The 15,919-nt window shown below is 32.8% G+C and carries 18 protein-coding genes, 1 pseudogene and 1 other annotated feature; of the genes and pseudogenes, 1 reads left to right on the top strand and 18 read right to left on the bottom strand.

What is annotated here, in order from left to right; all coding sequences use genetic code 11:
• Nucleotides 1–5: 5 nt before the first annotated feature.
• The 16 genes from recJ to KA824_RS02785 all read right to left on the bottom strand — a co-directional run bounded on the left by recJ (nt 6) and on the right by KA824_RS02785 (nt 14,996).
• Nucleotides 6–2,282, bottom strand: a complete 2,277-nt coding sequence (gene recJ, locus KA824_RS02860; protein WP_181187619.1) for a single-stranded-DNA-specific exonuclease RecJ — start codon at nt 2,280–2,282, stop codon at nt 6–8.
• Nucleotides 2,283–2,832: 550 nt separating this feature from the next.
• Nucleotides 2,833–5,109: a protein translocase subunit SecDF gene (secDF, locus tag KA824_RS02855; protein ID WP_181187620.1), complete on the bottom strand. Its 2,277-nt coding sequence runs from the start codon at nt 5,107–5,109 to the stop codon at nt 2,833–2,835.
• A gap of 320 nt (nt 5,110–5,429) precedes the next feature.
• Complete coding sequence (gene yajC / locus KA824_RS02850) at nt 5,430–5,690, bottom strand: preprotein translocase subunit YajC (protein WP_019468514.1); 261 nt, start codon at nt 5,688–5,690, stop codon at nt 5,430–5,432.
• 17 nt (nt 5,691–5,707) lie between these two features.
• A complete protein-coding gene (gene tgt, locus KA824_RS02845) occupies nt 5,708–6,847 on the bottom strand; it encodes a tRNA guanosine(34) transglycosylase Tgt (protein ID WP_107384784.1) in 1,140 nt (379 codons plus the stop codon).
• 24 nt (nt 6,848–6,871) lie between these two features.
• Entirely contained in the window at nt 6,872–7,897 is a 1,026-nt protein-coding gene (gene queA, locus KA824_RS02840; protein ID WP_107384783.1) for a tRNA preQ1(34) S-adenosylmethionine ribosyltransferase-isomerase QueA, read from the bottom strand.
• Nucleotides 7,898–7,899: 2 nt separating this feature from the next.
• A complete protein-coding gene (gene ruvB, locus KA824_RS02835; protein WP_107384782.1) occupies nt 7,900–8,901 on the bottom strand; it encodes a Holliday junction branch migration DNA helicase RuvB in 1,002 nt (333 codons plus the stop codon).
• Between the two features lie 33 nt (nt 8,902–8,934).
• Complete coding sequence (gene ruvA, locus KA824_RS02830) at nt 8,935–9,537, bottom strand: Holliday junction branch migration protein RuvA (RefSeq protein WP_119535885.1); 603 nt, start codon at nt 9,535–9,537, stop codon at nt 8,935–8,937.
• Between the two features lie 12 nt (nt 9,538–9,549).
• Entirely contained in the window at nt 9,550–10,005 is a 456-nt protein-coding gene (locus KA824_RS02825; RefSeq protein WP_107384780.1) for an ACT domain-containing protein, read from the bottom strand.
• Nucleotides 10,006–10,016: 11 nt separating this feature from the next.
• Nucleotides 10,017–11,309, bottom strand: coding sequence for a GTPase ObgE (obgE, locus tag KA824_RS02820; protein ID WP_181187621.1), 1,293 nt, complete (start codon nt 11,307–11,309; stop codon nt 10,017–10,019).
• Between the two features lie 130 nt (nt 11,310–11,439).
• Entirely contained in the window at nt 11,440–11,724 is a 285-nt protein-coding gene (gene rpmA / locus KA824_RS02815) for a 50S ribosomal protein L27 (RefSeq protein WP_019468507.1), read from the bottom strand.
• Between the two features lie 11 nt (nt 11,725–11,735).
• The gene (locus tag KA824_RS02810) at nt 11,736–12,056 is read right to left on the bottom strand and encodes a ribosomal-processing cysteine protease Prp (protein ID WP_107384778.1); all 321 of its coding nucleotides are present in this window, start codon (nt 12,054–12,056) and stop codon (nt 11,736–11,738) included.
• Nucleotides 12,057–12,058: 2 nt separating this feature from the next.
• A complete protein-coding gene (rplU, locus tag KA824_RS02805) occupies nt 12,059–12,367 on the bottom strand; it encodes a 50S ribosomal protein L21 (RefSeq protein WP_019468505.1) in 309 nt (102 codons plus the stop codon).
• Nucleotides 12,368–12,379: 12 nt separating this feature from the next.
• Nucleotides 12,380–12,453 (bottom strand) — a sequence feature (ribosomal protein L21 leader region).
• Between the two features lie 52 nt (nt 12,454–12,505).
• On the bottom strand, nt 12,506–13,006 hold the full coding sequence (gene mreD / locus KA824_RS02800) for a rod shape-determining protein MreD (RefSeq protein ID WP_181187622.1): 501 nt from the start codon (nt 13,004–13,006) through the stop codon (nt 12,506–12,508).
• Nucleotides 13,006–13,848 (bottom strand): rod shape-determining protein MreC, encoded by an 843-nt coding sequence (mreC, locus tag KA824_RS02795; RefSeq protein WP_107384776.1) that lies wholly within the window; start codon nt 13,846–13,848, stop codon nt 13,006–13,008. The genes mreD and mreC overlap by 1 nt, the downstream gene beginning before the upstream one ends.
• A gap of 463 nt (nt 13,849–14,311) precedes the next feature.
• A complete protein-coding gene (locus KA824_RS02790; RefSeq protein ID WP_019468502.1) occupies nt 14,312–14,470 on the bottom strand; it encodes a hypothetical protein in 159 nt (52 codons plus the stop codon).
• Between the two features lie 67 nt (nt 14,471–14,537).
• A complete protein-coding gene (locus KA824_RS02785) occupies nt 14,538–14,996 on the bottom strand; it encodes a DUF4930 family protein (protein ID WP_107384775.1) in 459 nt (152 codons plus the stop codon).
• Nucleotides 14,997–15,142: 146 nt separating this feature from the next.
• On the opposite strand from KA824_RS02785, the gene KA824_RS02780 reads away from it, so the two are divergent.
• Entirely contained in the window at nt 15,143–15,322 is a 180-nt protein-coding gene (locus tag KA824_RS02780) for a hypothetical protein (RefSeq protein WP_107384774.1), read from the top strand.
• A 57-nt stretch (nt 15,323–15,379) separates the two neighbouring features.
• On the opposite strand, the gene KA824_RS02775 is transcribed toward KA824_RS02780, so the two are convergent.
• Both KA824_RS02775 and KA824_RS02770 read right to left on the bottom strand, forming a co-directional pair.
• The gene (locus KA824_RS02775) at nt 15,380–15,652 is read right to left on the bottom strand and encodes a hypothetical protein (protein WP_119517757.1); all 273 of its coding nucleotides are present in this window, start codon (nt 15,650–15,652) and stop codon (nt 15,380–15,382) included.
• A 105-nt stretch (nt 15,653–15,757) separates the two neighbouring features.
• Nucleotides 15,758–15,901: pseudogene (locus tag KA824_RS02770) on the bottom strand (JAB domain-containing protein); the annotation flags it as partial.
• Between the last annotated feature and the right edge of the window lie 18 nt (nt 15,902–15,919).

The raw sequence follows: 15,919 nt of genomic DNA, 5'->3' as shown, positions 1-15,919 counted from the left end.
TCCTATTATTCTACCAATTCATCCTTTATCCATTGCTTCAAACGATTAAAATCCTCATAAAGCAATAACTTTTCAACTTCAATTCTGTCGATACGACTTTGATAATATTTACTTGAAGCAATATCACGTTTTGTTGAAACATTATTTAATTTAATTATACCATTTTCAACTTGAATAAACTCTAAATCCAAGAAAACTTTCAAGATAAATTTAAGTATATGTGGTTGAATGTTTAAAAATTTACTTAGTTGTACACCTTCTTTAGCTAAATTTGTTTCTTTTTTAGCTGCAAGTGCTTTAAAACATTGTTTAAATGTTTCTATTTTTGGCATACCTTCAAAGTATATCGATCTATCATGATTTAACACGAGATAAATTTGAGATATATCAACTGTTTTTAATGTTGTTTTTAAATCATTAATGGATGTCGGCAAATCTCTAAAGACGTATTTATCATACTTATTAATAATTTCATCACCATAATAGTGATAATTTTCACCTAACTTTTCACTTCTTTGATGAATCAAGTAAGCAACATTCTCAGCATCTGCATTTAATTCATTTACTTTGTTTTTGCTTCTATAATCTAAAATCTGTAAATTATGACTTGCTAAATCTTCAATCATAAATTGAGGAGATTGAAATCCATTCCATTCATTAATTTGTAATGTTCCAATTACATTGATAGGTTGTTGCACACCCAATTCTTTTACTAAGTGACCGCTTTGCCAAAAGATTGCTTGTAATTGACTTTCGCCAATAACGAGTTTTAAGTGTTTTTTTTCTTGACCAATACCTTTTACCTGTTGAACAAGGACGTCTTGTAATTCGAAGCATGGACTAGTGAAATCTGTACCAAATGGTCGCAATCTTTGAATATCTTTAATATTTTGTATAGTAATATCACTTTCTGAAATAGTTACATCAACTTTTTTACGTGGTTCAAGTGAAGTTGTTTCTGCTAATTGTGCCATCCATGCATTTAAACTACTCTGTAATTGTTGAACATTTTCTATAGGCATTGTGACCCCAGCTGCCATATGGTGTCCACCAAATTTCGTTATTAACTGTGAATAATCGCTTAAAATTTCAAACATCGATACTTGATCAATGCTTCGAGCTGAACCTTTTGCGTGGTTTTGGGCTTTATCAATATTTAAAATTAATGTTGGAAGACTGTAAGTTTCAACAATTCTTGACGCTACAATACCAAGTACGCCTTCATGCCAATCTGTTTGAGCTAACAGTAAGAATTTTGAACCTTGCTGTACTTGTTCTTCTGCCATTACAAGCGCTTCTTCAGTAATTTGAGACACGATATCTTTTCGCTCTTGATTAAAAAATTCAACTTGTTCAGCTAAAAACATAGCTTCATCTTCTGTTTCAGTCATTAATAACTCTGCAGCAAGTGCAGCATCCTCTAAACGCCCTACAGCATTTAACCTTGGTCCTATAATAAATCCGACAGTTTCTTCATTTATTTCGTCATTATAACCAGCTTGGTTTAAAATAGCTTTTATTGATGGCGGACAATATTTATTTAATGACGCTAAACCATTTTGAACCAGCGTTCTATTCTCATCCGTTAAGGATACTAAATCAGCAATTGTTCCAATAGCAACCAAACCTAGAAAATGAACTGGTGGTTCATCCAATAAACATTGAGCTAACTTATAAGCAACACCTGCACCACACAGATATTTAAACGGATATTCAAACTCAGGATGCATTGGATGGACAATCGCATATGCATTAGGCATTGTTTCACCAATTTCATGGTGGTCTGTGACAATAACATCAACACCTAGGTCTTGAACCATTTGTATTTCATCATGCCCTTGAATACCATTATCCACTGTTATAATTAATGATATCCCTTCATCATAAGCATTTTTAAAAGCCAATTCATTTGGCCCGTAACCTTCAGAAAAGCGGTTCGGTATATACCAGCCTACATGAGCACCAAGTTCTTTCAATGTAGAAACCACTATAGTCGTTGAAGTGACACCATCCGCATCATAGTCTCCATATACTAAAATCTTTTGGTTTTGATCTATCGCTACATTGATACGCTCAATAGCCTTATCCATATCACTCATCTTCCAAGGGTCATGTGTAATTTGAACCCCTTCTAAAAGATTTCGAATATCAGTTTCATCAGTTATACCTTTACTTTCCAAAACTTTTTTTACAATAGGAGTTAGCTTTAAATCTGTTGCAATATTTTCTGCTATTTCAACTTCAGGTAATTTAACGTCCCAATTATATTTTGATTTAATCATACTATTCTCCCTCATTTCCACAAGCAATTATACAAAAGAATTTGAAAAATAAAAAGTGGTAACCTTTATTTCAACCATACTTAAAACTTCAAACGATTTTGTAACGTGCGGACGCCCAGGGAAATGATATGAGTGAGCATCTACAGACTCGAACCATATACCAGGCAAGTACGCACGATCAAAATCGCAAGTTATCCATATAAAAAGGACCAATTCTTTATCACTTATTATTTCAAGCTAATTCATGTTATTAAGGTTATAAAATAAGAACTTCATCAATTTATTAGGGTTAATGAGTTGTTTTAAATGAACCTTTTATTTTGTATCTTGTGAAATATTTCAAACGATTTTGTAACGTGCGGACGCCCAGGGAAATGATATGAGTGAGAGACTACAGGTTCGAGCCATATCCCCAGGCAACCATGCACGGTCAAAATCGCAAATATTAACAATAAAAAAGGCTAATCCATGATCCCATGGATTAGCCTTTCATTTAGAGTGTGCGCTTTTGCTCCACCCTATTTTATATTAGTACATGTTTTGATATTAATTATACTAATATTTTTTCATCATTTGATTTTTTCTCTTTATATACAATAAGTTTATTGTCGTCTGATTTTTTAAGCTGACGTTTTTTCATAATTCCCCATAAAGGAACAGCTATAAATACTGATGAGAACACACCAGATATTAAACCAATTAACAACGCTAATGAGAAATTGAAAATACTTGGTGCACCGAATGCTAATAGTGCAACTACGACAATAATCACTGTCAGCACTGTATTGATAGAACGCGTCATTGTCTGACGAATTGATCTATTAACAATATCATCGATTTGTTCAGGTTTCGTAATCACTTTAACTTTATGCAAGTTCTCACGTACCCTGTCAAACGTTACAATCGTATCATTAATTGAGTAACCAATAATAGTTAGCACAGCTGCAATAAATGTAATGTCAACTTCCAATCTAAACAGACTGAATACAGCCACAATCATAAAGGCATCATGTAACAGTGCTAACACTGAGGACAGTCCCATACGCCATTCGAATCTGAATGTGATATAAATAATGATACCGATAGCTGCATACAATAGCGCCATCATTGCATTTTTAGCTAATTCTTGACCTATAACTGGTGAAACCGTATTAACAGTTGGATCATTACCGAATGATTTATCAATCGTGTTCTTAATTTTTGACACTTCATCTTTAGATAAGTCATTTTTGAATTGTACTGTTGCATTTTTGCCATTTTCACCTAAAGAAACTTGGGTAGGTTTAAAATCTTGATCCTCAAGTGTTTTTGTCACTTTCGCTTCAGATATTTTATCTTTCGATTCAAAATCAACTCTTGTACCACTTGTAAAATCAATACCTAAGTTAAGTTTGAAAATAAACAGTATAACCGCACCAACGATTAAAATTAGTACGCTTAGTGACAATAATGGTTTGGCTAGCTTCATGAAATCCCAACGCTCATACGGTGTTTTTAAATCATGAACTTCTTTACCTTCATTTATATCTGCAATATGATGCTTGTTGACACCAAATAACCAAGATGATTTTTTGAAGAAATTTGAAGAAACAAGTAGTGAAAGTAACCATCTTGATAAAAATACTGCTGTTACAAAAATCATTAAAATGCCAAGTAGCAACATTGTAGCGAAACCTTTTACAGAACTTTCACCAAAGAAGAACAATATAGCAGCAGCAATCACTGTTGTAAGCTGCGCATCGACTATGGTTAAGAATGAACTTTTATTCGCTTTTTTATAGGCTTGTTTGAGCGTTCGTCCAATTTTCAGTTCATCTTTAATCCGTTCATACATGATAATATTCGCATCGACTGCCATACCGACACCCAGTACTAAAGCTGCAAGGCCTGGCAATGTTAATACACCAGAAATGAAATTAAATGCAACTAATGTCAAATAAATATAAACAGTAAGTGCAATAACAGCTACTAGCCCTGGTAAACGATAGAAACCTAACATAAATAAATAAATTACCGCTATACCAATTGCTGCAGCAAATATTGTTTTATCTAAAGCATCTTGTCCAAATTGCGCACCTACAGAATTAGAGTAAATTTCATTAAGGTCTACAGGTAATGAACCAGAATTTAATAAGTCTGCAATTTGTTTTGCTTCTTCAATACCTTTTTCACCTTTAAATCCACCAGAAATTTCTACACTATCTGAATTGATAGGTTTGTCAACTGAAGCAGCAGACACATATTTTGGATCTTTTTTGTTCATTTCTTTATGGTAAGTATCACCTTTTTCGTGATCTAACCATACAACCATGACATTTTCATCTTTTTTAGAAATTTCTTCAGTTACTTTTTTAAATTTATCACTATCTTTTAATTTAAAAGTAACTGCGGGTTGATTCGTATTCTGTTTAAATTCTTGTTTCGCTGAACCTTGTTGAATATCTTTACCCGTTAATTTGATATTGTCATCAGCATCACGAATCGTTAAATTAGCTTGTGAAGATAAAATTTCTCTAGCTTGAGATTGATTTTTGATACCCGCTAATTGTACACGGATTCTATTTTTATCTTCCACTTGAATCTTAGGTTCAGAAACCCCTAAAACGTTTACACGGTTTTCAAGTGTTTTTGCTGTGGCTTTTACAGCTTTATCATCAATCTTATCACCTTTTTGTAAAGGGTCAACTTGGTATAAGACTTCAAAGCCACCTTGTAAGTCTAATCCGAGGCTGACATTTTTTACTACATTTTTATATGTAAGTCCTATCCCGCCTAACAATAGAACTACAAGCAATATAAATGCAACAATTCTACTACTTTTCTTCACTTGAACACCTCATTGTAAGCTTATGTTATAAATTCATAATTCAATCGCCTTCGTTCTCATATACTAAACGATTAAATTTTCTAAATAACCTTACATATTTTAACACATTACATGTAGTGTAAAAACAAACTTAACTTATTTGTAACTTCTTTTTAAATGTAAGTGTTACCAAATGTAATGATTACTTAAGCTATTTAAAAATTTGATTTTGTCTATCTTTCATTATAACACCAACTATGTCTTTAAAGTCCAATATCTTTAGGTTTTGTTAAACAAAAAACGAACTGATAGTATATATCAGTTCGTAATCATAAGATCATTTATGAAGGATCAACTTGTTTAATAGCTGGTTTTTCTAAAGTGATTTCTGTACCATTGCCATTTAAAGTTAATACAACTGTAGTTTCGTCAACGCTACGTACAGTACCTTTAATTCCACCTATAGTAGTAACATGTTGACCTGATGAAATTTGGCTAATCATTTCACGATGCTCTTTAGCCTTTTTTTGTTGTGGTCTAATTAAGAAGAACCACATTAATACTAATAATAATATCGGTAATATCAATGAAGTAAATTGCATATAGTTATTTCTCCCTTTTAAAAGTTTTTTGGGTTTTCTACATTTAGTCCATACTGTTCAAAGAATTCTTCTTTAAAATCAAGTAAACGATCATCGCGAATAGCTTGTCTGATGTTTTCCATTAATTTCAGCAAGAAATGTAAATTATGATAAGTAGTAAGACGGATACCAAAAGTTTCTTCTGCTTTTATTAAATGTCTTATGTATGCTCTACTATAATTTTTACAAGTATAGCAGTCACAATTATCATCAAGTGGACCTAAATCTTCAGCATATTTAGCATTTTTTATAGTAACACGGCCATGTGAAGTCATACATGTACCATTACGTGCAATACGTGTAGGTAATACACAATCAAACATATCCATACCTCTAATGCTACATTCTATTAATGCGTCTGGTGAACCCACACCCATTAAATAACGTGGTTTATCTTTAGGCATAAATTGTTGTGTATGCGAAACCATATCATACATTACTGGCTTGGGTTCCCCAACAGATAAACCTCCGATAGCATAACCGGGAAAATCCAACGCTACTAATTCTTCAGCGCTTTGTTGACGTAAATCTTTATATTCTCCGCCTTGGATGATACCAAATAAAGCTTGATCCTCAGGTCTTTGATGCGCTTGTAAACATCTAGCTGCCCATCTACTTGTTCTTTCGATTGATTCTTTTACATATTGATATTCAGCTGGCATAGGTGGACATTCATCAAATGCCATCATAATATCTGAGCCAAGATCATTTTGAATCTGCATTGATTTTTCAGGACTCAAGAATAATTTAGAACCATTAGTATGATGACGGAATTCAACACCTTCTTCAGTAATTTTTCTTAAATTACTTAAACTAAATACTTGAAAACCACCTGAATCTGTCAGTATTGGACCATTCCAGTTCATGAACTGATGTAATCCCCCACTCTTTTTGATAATATCATTTCCTGGTTGCAACCACAAATGATATGTATTTCCTAATATTATTTTTGCTTCCATCTGATGCAATTCTTCAGGACTCATCGTTTTAACTGTGGCTTTAGTACCAACAGGCATAAACATTGGTGTTTCAAACGATCCATGTGGTGTATGCACGATTCCTAATCTTGCTCCAGATTGTTTACATGTTTTTATATGTTCATATGTTACAGCTGGCATACAAAAACTCCTTTCGTTTCATTCCTAAAAAATTAACATTGCATCGCCGAAACTAAAAAATCTATATTCAGATTTGACAGCCTGTTGATAAGCGTTCAAAATATAATCTCTTGAACTAAATGCCGAAACTAACATAACTAGTGTTGACTTCGGCAAGTGAAAGTTTGTTATTAAACCATCTATTGCTTTAAAATCAAAACCAGGATAGATAAAAATATCGGTCCATCCACTCTCTGCTACAAAATTGTTACGTGTTTGCATAATGGTTTCCAATGTTCTAGTAGAAGTTGTCCCTACTGAAAAGATACGGTGCCCATTTGTTTTTGTAGCATTTAGCAAATCTGCTGTTTCTTGATTCATTTGATAATATTCACTGTGCATTTCATGGTCATCTATATTTTCAACACTCACAGGTCTAAATGTACCTAACCCGACATGTAAAGTAATAAATGCAATATTAACACCTTTAGCTTTTAATTGTTCAAGTAGTTCATCAGTAAAATGAAGTCCTGCTGTAGGAGCTGCAGCTGATCCTGATGCTTTTGCATAAACAGTTTGATAACGATCTGGATCATCTAAGCGTTCTTTAATATACGGAGGCAGTGGCATTTCACCCAACTCATCCAAACGTTCTTGTAGTATACCTTCATAATTTAAACGCATGATTCTTCCGCCCTGATCTAAAGTTTCAAGACATTCAGCAACTATTTTGCCTTCACCAAAAGATAATTTGTCGCCTACTTTAATTCTTTTTGCTGGCTTCAATAAGACTTCCCAATCATTATCTTCAAGTTGTGTTAGCATCAACATTTCTACTTTTGCACCTGTCTCTTCTTTTAAACCAAATAAACGTGCAGGCATCACTCTGGTGTCGTTAAGTACTAATGTATCTCCTGATTCAATATAATCAATAATATTTTTAAAGTGTTTATGTGCGATATTTCCAGTTTTTCTACCAAGCACAAGCAATCTACTCTCATCTCTATTTTTCAGAGGCGTTTGAGCGATTAATGATTCTGGCAAATGATAATCAAATGCTTCAATATCCAAAACTATTCCTTCTTTCCATTCTTACTAAAATGTTCAAAAGCATACGCTGTCGCTTTACGCCCTCTTGGTGTACGTTCAATAAAACCTTTTTGTATTAAAAATGGCTCATAAACATCTTCAATTGTGACACGTTCTTCACCAATTGAAACAGCGATTGTATCTAAACCTACAGGGCCACCCTTATATTGTTCTAAGATACAGTTCATCATCTTATGATCGATATAATCTAACCCTTCATCATCCACTTGTAATAATGCTAGAGATTGCTTTGTAGTTTCAATACTTATCGATTCATCTTCTTTAACTTGTTGAAAATCTCTAACTCGTTTTAACAGCCTATTTGCCACTCTCGGCGTACCTCTGCTTCTTTTCGCAAGTTCAATGGCACTTTCATCATCTATAGTTGTACCTAAAACTTCTGCGGTACGGATTATAATTTCTTTCAATTCATGTTCTTTATAATATTCTAATCTCAGATGAACACCAAATCTATCACGTAAAGGCGCGGTTAAACTCCCGGCTCTGGTTGTAGCACCTATTAATGTAAAAGGAGGCAAGTCAATACGTATACTTCGCGCTTCTTCTCCCTTACCTATCACAATATCAAGAAAGAAATCTTCCATTGCTGGATATAAAACTTCTTCTACAACACTACTCAATCTGTGAATTTCATCGATAAATAATACATCACCAGGTTGTAAACTAGACAAAATAGCAGCCAAGTCACCCGGTCGTTCAATAGACGGTCCAGAAATGGTTCTAATATTGACTTCCATTTCATTAGCAATGATGTTGGATAAAGTCGTTTTACCTAATCCAGGGGGGCCAAATAAAAGTACATGATCTAACGGTTCTTTCCTAATTTTAGCTGCTTTTATAAAAACTTCTAAATTTGATTTAATCGTTGATTGTCCTATATATTGGCGTAATCTTTCAGGTCTTAAAGATAATTCAAATGATGATTCATCTTCATGCATAGACTGATCTACCATTCTATCATCCATTTATATTTCCCCCTTCATAAAATTTCAGCAAACTTAAGATATAAGCAACTGTAAACCACGCTTCACTGCATCATCTATTGATTCAAAAGATTCCTTATCTAAAGTTTTTTCAACTTTATTCAACTCTCTCTTAGAATAACCCAGTGCTTCTAAAGCTAGTAACGCTTCTTTTACAATTGCAGAATTTTGCGGATTATTTTGGTCCACATTAAACAATTGACTGCTATCTTCCTCTGTTACTTGTACTTTACCTTTGAGGTCTAAAACAATTTGACGCGCTGTTTTTTTACCTATGCCAGGAAATTTTGTTAAATAAGCATCATTTTCATTTTCAATTGCAATTTTTACTTCGTTTGGTGAACTACTAGCTAAAATTGCTAAAGCTGATTTTGGACCGATGCCTGTCACTTTAATTAAGCTTAAAAACATATCTTTTTCCTCTTGATTTATAAAACCATAAAGCAGCTGTGCATCTTCTCTTACAATCAACGAAGTATGAATCAAAATCTCTTGGTCTTTATATTTTTGAAATCGATATGAGTTTGGAGTTTGAATCTCATAACCTACGCCTGAAGCCTCCAAAACTACATGCGTGGGATTTAAAACGGTTAAAGTTCCTTTAATATATGCGTACACAGTCACACTTCCTTATATCGTCATACTAATGAGTTCCACATTAGAAATATGTTCAATCTTTTTTAATGCATTTATGACTTCATCTATTTCTAAATCTGTGCCTTTGCCATCTAATGATAATGTAATGGTAGCTCTACCGTCCATCGGTATACTTTGATGAATCGTCAACACTGACAAATCTAATTTGGAAAGTGTATTTAAAACCTCAGCTAACATACCTATGATGTCATTCACATACAAAATCAATGTAAACTCTCTTGTTTCTTCTAATTTTTCGTCAACTGGAAATATCGTATCACGATATTTGTAAAATGCACTTCGGGATAAATCGAATTGTTTCACTGCTTCAAATATGGACAATGATGGGTCGTTTTTCAAAACTTCTTTGATTTGTAAAGTTTTAACCACTGATTCAGGTAACACATCTTCACGAATTAAATAAAACTTTTTATTTTCATTTTTGCCCATATCAAGCACTCCTATTCAACAAATTCAAATTCTCCACCAAGTATTCTTACAATATCTCCATTTTCACAACCACGTTCACGTAATGCATCATCAATACCCATTGAACGCATTTGACGCGCAAAACGTCTAACTGCTGGATCACTATTAAAGTCAGTCATTTTGAACATTCTTTCTATAGCTTTACCACTCACTACGTAAGCAGCATCATCGTCTCTAGTAATCGTAAATGCATCCTGACTAGGCGTATGTTTATAGACTACTCTATTAACACCTAAATCTTCTTCTTCCTTATTAAAATCTACATCTTTGACCTCTTCTAATGTATCAGCAATAGCATATAATAATTCATCAATATTATCATGCATTACTGTAGACAAGGGAATAATGCGTACACTTTTATCATTTAATTGTTCTTTAAAAATGGTTAAATTATCTTCTGCATCAGGGATATCCATTTTATTAGCAACCACAATTTGTGGTCGGTCTTCTAATCTATGTTCATAAGCTTTTAATTCTTCATTAATAACTTGATAATCTTCGTAAGGATCACGACCTTCTGAACCACTCATATCAATCATATGCACGATTACTTTGGTTCTCTCAACGTGTCTTAAAAATTGGTGACCCAGTCCGACACCTTCAGAAGCGCCTTGTATAAGTCCAGGTAAATCTGCCATCACAAAACTACGATGATCTTTGGTAGAAACAACGCCTAGATTAGGTTTAATTGTTGTGAAGTGATAAGCTCCAATCTTTGGTTTTGCTTTAGAAACTGTTGATAATAATGTAGATTTTCCAACACTAGGGAAACCGACTAAACCAACATCTGCAAGTAGTTTCAGTTCCAAAGTAACCTCAATTTCTTCACCTGGTTCACCGTTTTCACTAAAATCTGGTGCAGGGTTTCGTGGAGAAGCAAAGCGGGAATTCCCACGTCCTCCACGACCACCTCTTGCAACTGTAGCACGCTGTCCATTCTCTACTAAATCAGCTAGAACTTCTTCAGTTTCTACACTTTTAATAATTGTACCTGGTGGTACTTTTAATACTAAATGCTCAGCATTTTTACCGTGCATATTACTGCTTTGACCACCTTCACCTCTTTTAGCCTTGAAATGTGTTTGGTATCTGAAATCTAATAACGTTCTTAGACCTTCATCTACTTCGAACACAATTGAAGCTCCGTTACCACCATCACCACCTGCTGGACCGCCAAATGGTACATATTTCTCTCTTCTATATGCAGTTATGCCATTACCGCCATCACCAGCTTTGAGTGATATTTTAACTTGATCAACAAACATGATTTCACCTCTTTTTTATAAAACTTAATTTACATATCTTGTATATTATAGCATTTTCTATATAACTAGAAAATAAAGACAAAAAATAAACACCAGAAGTCATCACTTCTGGTGTTAACATGAACAAAAATTACTCAGCAGCTGCGTATACAGATACTTGTTTTTTGTCTCGACCTTTACGTTCAAATTTTACAACGCCGTCGATTTTAGCGAATAATGTATCGTCGCCACCACGACCAACATTTTCACCAGGATAAATTTTAGTACCACGTTGACGGAATAAAATAGAACCGCCAGTAACGAATTGACCATCCGCACGTTTAGCACCTAAACGTTTTGATTCAGAGTCACGTCCGTTTTTTGTAGAACTTACCCCTTTTTTAGATGCGAAGAACTGTAAGTTTAATTTTAACATTTGGTTGCACCTCACTTATAATTTAATCTAATATTTTCTTTGTACTCTTCTTCAATGGTCTGCAAAGAGACTAACATTGCTTGAAGAATTAATTGCGCTTTTTCGTTATTCGTATCGACACTTCTAACATGGAAGTATCCACCGTCATCACTATAGTCAATGTCGGGTTTCTCAGATGTTAATCCCATTATAGCATTAACACTTCCGAAAATAACTGCAGATGCTCCTGCACATACAATATCGTAACCGTAGTCACCATGATCGGCATGACCATCCATGATAACGTCTGTTACTTGACCCGAATCATTTAATGTAACATCTACATTAATCATAATTACGCGTTGATTTTGTCGATTGTTAATTTAGTGTATGGTTGACGGTGACCTTTTTTACGTTTAGAGTCTTTACGACGTCTATAAGTGAAAACAGTAATTTTTTTACCGCGACCTTGTTTGTTTACAGTAGCAGTAACTGTTGCACCTTCAACTGTTGGTGCACCAACTTTAACTGAATCTCCACCTACAAATAGTACTTTATCAAAAGTGAAAGAATCACCTTCATTTACGTCTAATTTTTCAACGAAAATTTCTTGTCCTTCTTCAACTTTTACTTGTTTTCCACCTGTTTCAATAATAGCAAACATACTTTGCACCTCCTATAATTTAAGTCACGCCAAACTCAGGTGACATCTTTGTACTTAAACCTGAATCCGAGCGGTTGTATGTAGCTAGAAACTACTCAACTACTGCATTTTAGCATTATGATCTTTCACTGTCAATCTTCAATTGGATTTTTTGAGAAATTTAGTTATTAGCGGATACAAAACAATTAATAAAATTAAATTTAGAATTAATGTCGGTATCATTCTAAAAATCACAAACTCAAACAGATTAAATTGAACTAATCCTAAAACACTATATATAACTGCTACATAAATTTCTAACACGAGTGTACTTAACAATACGATAGTAAATAACATCGAATGATCTCGATAAAATACTTTGAAGAAAAAATCCATGATAACGACTAATAAAATATAGCCAAATAAATATAATCCGTAAAAGCTACCATAATATAAATCGGTAATTAATCCTAATACTGTAGATAAAATCAGAGCTACACCAAAACCTCTATAGACACTAATGATTAAGATGTACATAATTGTTAAATGAGGTACAAAAATGATCTCTTTACCAGAAATTTGCATAGGTATGACAAGTGCAATTGCGGTATCAATATAAAAAAGGATGATACCTATTAGAAAGTAGTATAAAGCTCGCATTAATTATCACCACTTTCAGTATCAGGTACTGTATTAGGGTCTCTTTTAGCAACATAAACATGACTTAAATCAGCTAAATCAGTACCAGTTTTCACTCTTACTTCTTTAGCTAAACCATACTCATCATTTTCAACCTTTGCTACTTCACCTATGTATAACCCAGTTGGAAGCTGATCAGCTAATCCACTTGTAACTACCTTATCTCCTTTTTTAACACTGTCTTTATTGTTAATATCAGATATTACTAGCTCTTCCTTTTTTGCATCATAATGGTCTATGAGGCCAAACACGTTTTTATCATCATGTTGGATATTGACAGATAAGCGATTTGCCCTTGTGTTTGTTGATATTAAATCTACTTGTGAAGAAAACTGATTCACTTTAGAGATTCGACCAACTAAACCATCAGAAGTCATTACTGCCATATTATTTTTGATTCCATCTTTTGACCCTTGATTAATGACTAATGTATTCATCCACTGATCAGGGTTTCTAGAAAGAACTGTGCTTGAAATTGGATCGAATTTAGATATATCTTCAATATCTAATTCTTTTTTGTACTTTTTATTCTCTGACTTTAACCTTTGATTTTCCGCCTCTAACTGTTTCAATTCACTTGATTGTTTTTTTGAATCACCACTGGTAAAAATACTATTGATAGATCCAGTAATAAAATGGACTGGATAACTCACAGCCTTTTGGCCAAAAGCTACTGTATCCCCAACATACTGTTCAACATGTGATTGGGATTGGGATCGCAATGACACACCAATCAAGGCGATAAAAACAATGATTGCACATAATATAACAATCAATTTGTTGTTTCTAAAAAACTTTGACAACCTAAACACCTCTATTAACCAACTATTTTATCTTCTTCCTATCATTTTATATTACTACTTAAACGAAATAAAGCACGAACATAAAGAATATGAAACAAAATTCATTTGAGAATTTTAATATGAAGATAAGTTTACTATATTTTATATTAAAACATTGTGATAACTTGTATTATAGCAATAAATTTAGAGAATAGTGTATTATTTAGTATTAATTTAAACGTTCCATTTGATTTTTAAAATAGTCATTGAAAATTCCTTTTTAGGACAACAGTTTACTCATTTTGATAAATATCCAATCTCATAAAAAAGGACGAGTTAAAATCAATCATATCCATATTGATTTAAAACTCGTCCCGGTTATTTATCATATTAATTTTTTAAACTAAAAAATTACCTAGAAGCTACATAAACTACAGCTTACATACACATTTAATTAACTTACTGTACTCGTATTAAACGAATACTATTTCTGCTCTTCATCTGATGATGTTTTAGAGTCATTAGACTTACTAGATTCTTTTTCATCTTCTTTATAAAGCGTTTCTTCTTTACGCCAACGCGCAAATAAATTTTGTGCTTTTGCTTGTTCGTCTGCTTTTTTTTCATTAGATTTTTCACTCATTATAAACACCAACCTTTTCATATTACTTATATAAGGCTAACTTATTTATTAAAAGAATTCAAACCCATTACTCATAATTTGAAGCTGGCTTCAATTCTATATGTTCGCCCAATTGATTAAGGTCTTGATTCATCTCTATTTCAGTTTTATAAACTCTCATAGATTCAGAACCAAATTTATAAATAATAAATTCATCTCCACGTTGACCAGCTAAATAAGTGTCATTATATCCCATTCTTTCGATACCAGTTACTGACATAAACTCCCGTTTATCAATCCAATTAAACATATTTTTTGTTTGACTAAGTGGAACATTATTCAAAATATCGTTATCTTCTACTGAATATCTTTGTCCACCTGTAAGATGACCTTTATTTGCGCTATTATTTAAGGATGATTCATCATTATGAATTGGGTTCCAATCTTGGTCTTTCAAAAAGGGCGCATATTTGAGTGCGAAAAATACAATTACTATAATTGCAATAATAGCTATAATATTCTTTATAATACTAAAAATGAAACGCATGAACCATCCTCCTATTTTATTCATCAAAATTATAGTATGTTTAATAAAGTTTATCATCAGACTATAGGTGTATTTATATCTTAACTATAGACCGATGTATGTTTCATGCATTAATATTAAACTATATTAAAAGGAGTGAATAGACGATGAGTATTTTATCTATAATCCTGCTTGCACTCTTAGTTATCTTATTATTTAGAGTAGGTTTATCTATTTTAAGATTTTTAATCTATGTTGGCATAATTGTATTATGTATTTATCTAGGATACCAAGGTATTCTTTGGTTAATGGAAAATTATAATCAATTTTTTAATTTTATAAATTAAAATTTTAGCGCTTATAGACATTGACGTCCATTAAGCGCTTTTTAATAATTCAAATGATTATTTTTTCGCAAGTACTTGATAACAATAATAACAACCACACAATAACAGCGCCCAAATAACCCCAAGGACAATCGCGCCAAAAACCACATTAAAAAGCGAATGATTATAATCCTTTAAAAAACTTAGTACTGTTGAGGAAATAGTAACACCTATCGTTGAAATCAATAAAGTATTGTAAATATGTTTCATTCTCATATTAGTTTTCATTTTAATCATTTGCATTAAATAAATCACAGGTAATAACAGCGCTACTAAAAGTATACTTTCCATCCTTTAACCTCCTAATTTGATGCCTCAAATATAATATACTCGTTAAGTATACGATGACAATTTAACCAAACATCGTTAGTAATATTATATTTAAATCACTGTTATTTAATCAAAGTAACCCGCTTCTACCATGCTTAAATATTCATGGTCGCCTATAATGACATGATCTAATAAATCAATACCTAATAGTTGACCGCAATCTCTAAGTCTTGCAGTGGTTTTAATATCTTCATTTGAAGGTGTTACATCTTATCAAGAGTAAATTAC

It is taken from the genome of Staphylococcus sp. GDY8P198P (genome assembly GCF_017891615.1).
Lineage (GTDB): Bacteria > Bacillota > Bacilli > Staphylococcales > Staphylococcaceae > Staphylococcus > Staphylococcus cohnii.
The sequence above is the reverse complement of the archived record's forward strand: the minus strand, read 5'-3'. Positions and strand labels throughout refer to the sequence as shown.

Bases quoted from the DNA above. Each gene is read 5' to 3' on its own strand.
- recJ (WP_181187619.1), bottom strand. From the start codon at position 2,282: ATGATTAAATCAAAATATAATTGGGACGTTAAATTACCTGAAGTTGAA.
- KA824_RS02810 (WP_107384778.1), bottom strand. From the start codon at position 12,056: ATGATTAATGTAGATGTTACATTAAATGATTCGGGTCAAGTAACAGAC.
- KA824_RS02790 (WP_019468502.1), bottom strand. From the start codon at position 14,470: ATGAGTGAAAAATCTAATGAAAAAAAAGCAGACGAACAAGCAAAAGCA.
- KA824_RS02775 (WP_119517757.1), bottom strand. From the start codon at position 15,652: ATGGAAAGTATACTTTTAGTAGCGCTGTTATTACCTGTGATTTATTTA.
- rplU (WP_019468505.1), bottom strand. From the start codon at position 12,367: ATGTTTGCTATTATTGAAACAGGTGGAAAACAAGTAAAAGTTGAAGAA.
- obgE (WP_181187621.1), bottom strand. From the start codon at position 11,309: ATGTTTGTTGATCAAGTTAAAATATCACTCAAAGCTGGTGATGGCGGT.
- KA824_RS02825 (WP_107384780.1), bottom strand. From the start codon at position 10,005: ATGGGCAAAAATGAAAATAAAAAGTTTTATTTAATTCGTGAAGATGTG.
- mreD (WP_181187622.1), bottom strand. From the start codon at position 13,006: ATGCGAGCTTTATACTACTTTCTAATAGGTATCATCCTTTTTTATATT.
- rpmA (WP_019468507.1), bottom strand. From the start codon at position 11,724: ATGTTAAAATTAAACTTACAGTTCTTCGCATCTAAAAAAGGGGTAAGT.
- KA824_RS02785 (WP_107384775.1), bottom strand. From the start codon at position 14,996: ATGCGTTTCATTTTTAGTATTATAAAGAATATTATAGCTATTATTGCA.
- KA824_RS02780 (WP_107384774.1), top strand. From the start codon at position 15,143: ATGAGTATTTTATCTATAATCCTGCTTGCACTCTTAGTTATCTTATTA.
- ruvB (WP_107384782.1), bottom strand. From the start codon at position 8,901: ATGGATGATAGAATGGTAGATCAGTCTATGCATGAAGATGAATCATCA.
- tgt (WP_107384784.1), bottom strand. From the start codon at position 6,847: ATGCCAGCTGTAACATATGAACATATAAAAACATGTAAACAATCTGGA.
- yajC (WP_019468514.1), bottom strand. From the start codon at position 5,690: ATGCAATTTACTTCATTGATATTACCGATATTATTATTAGTATTAATG.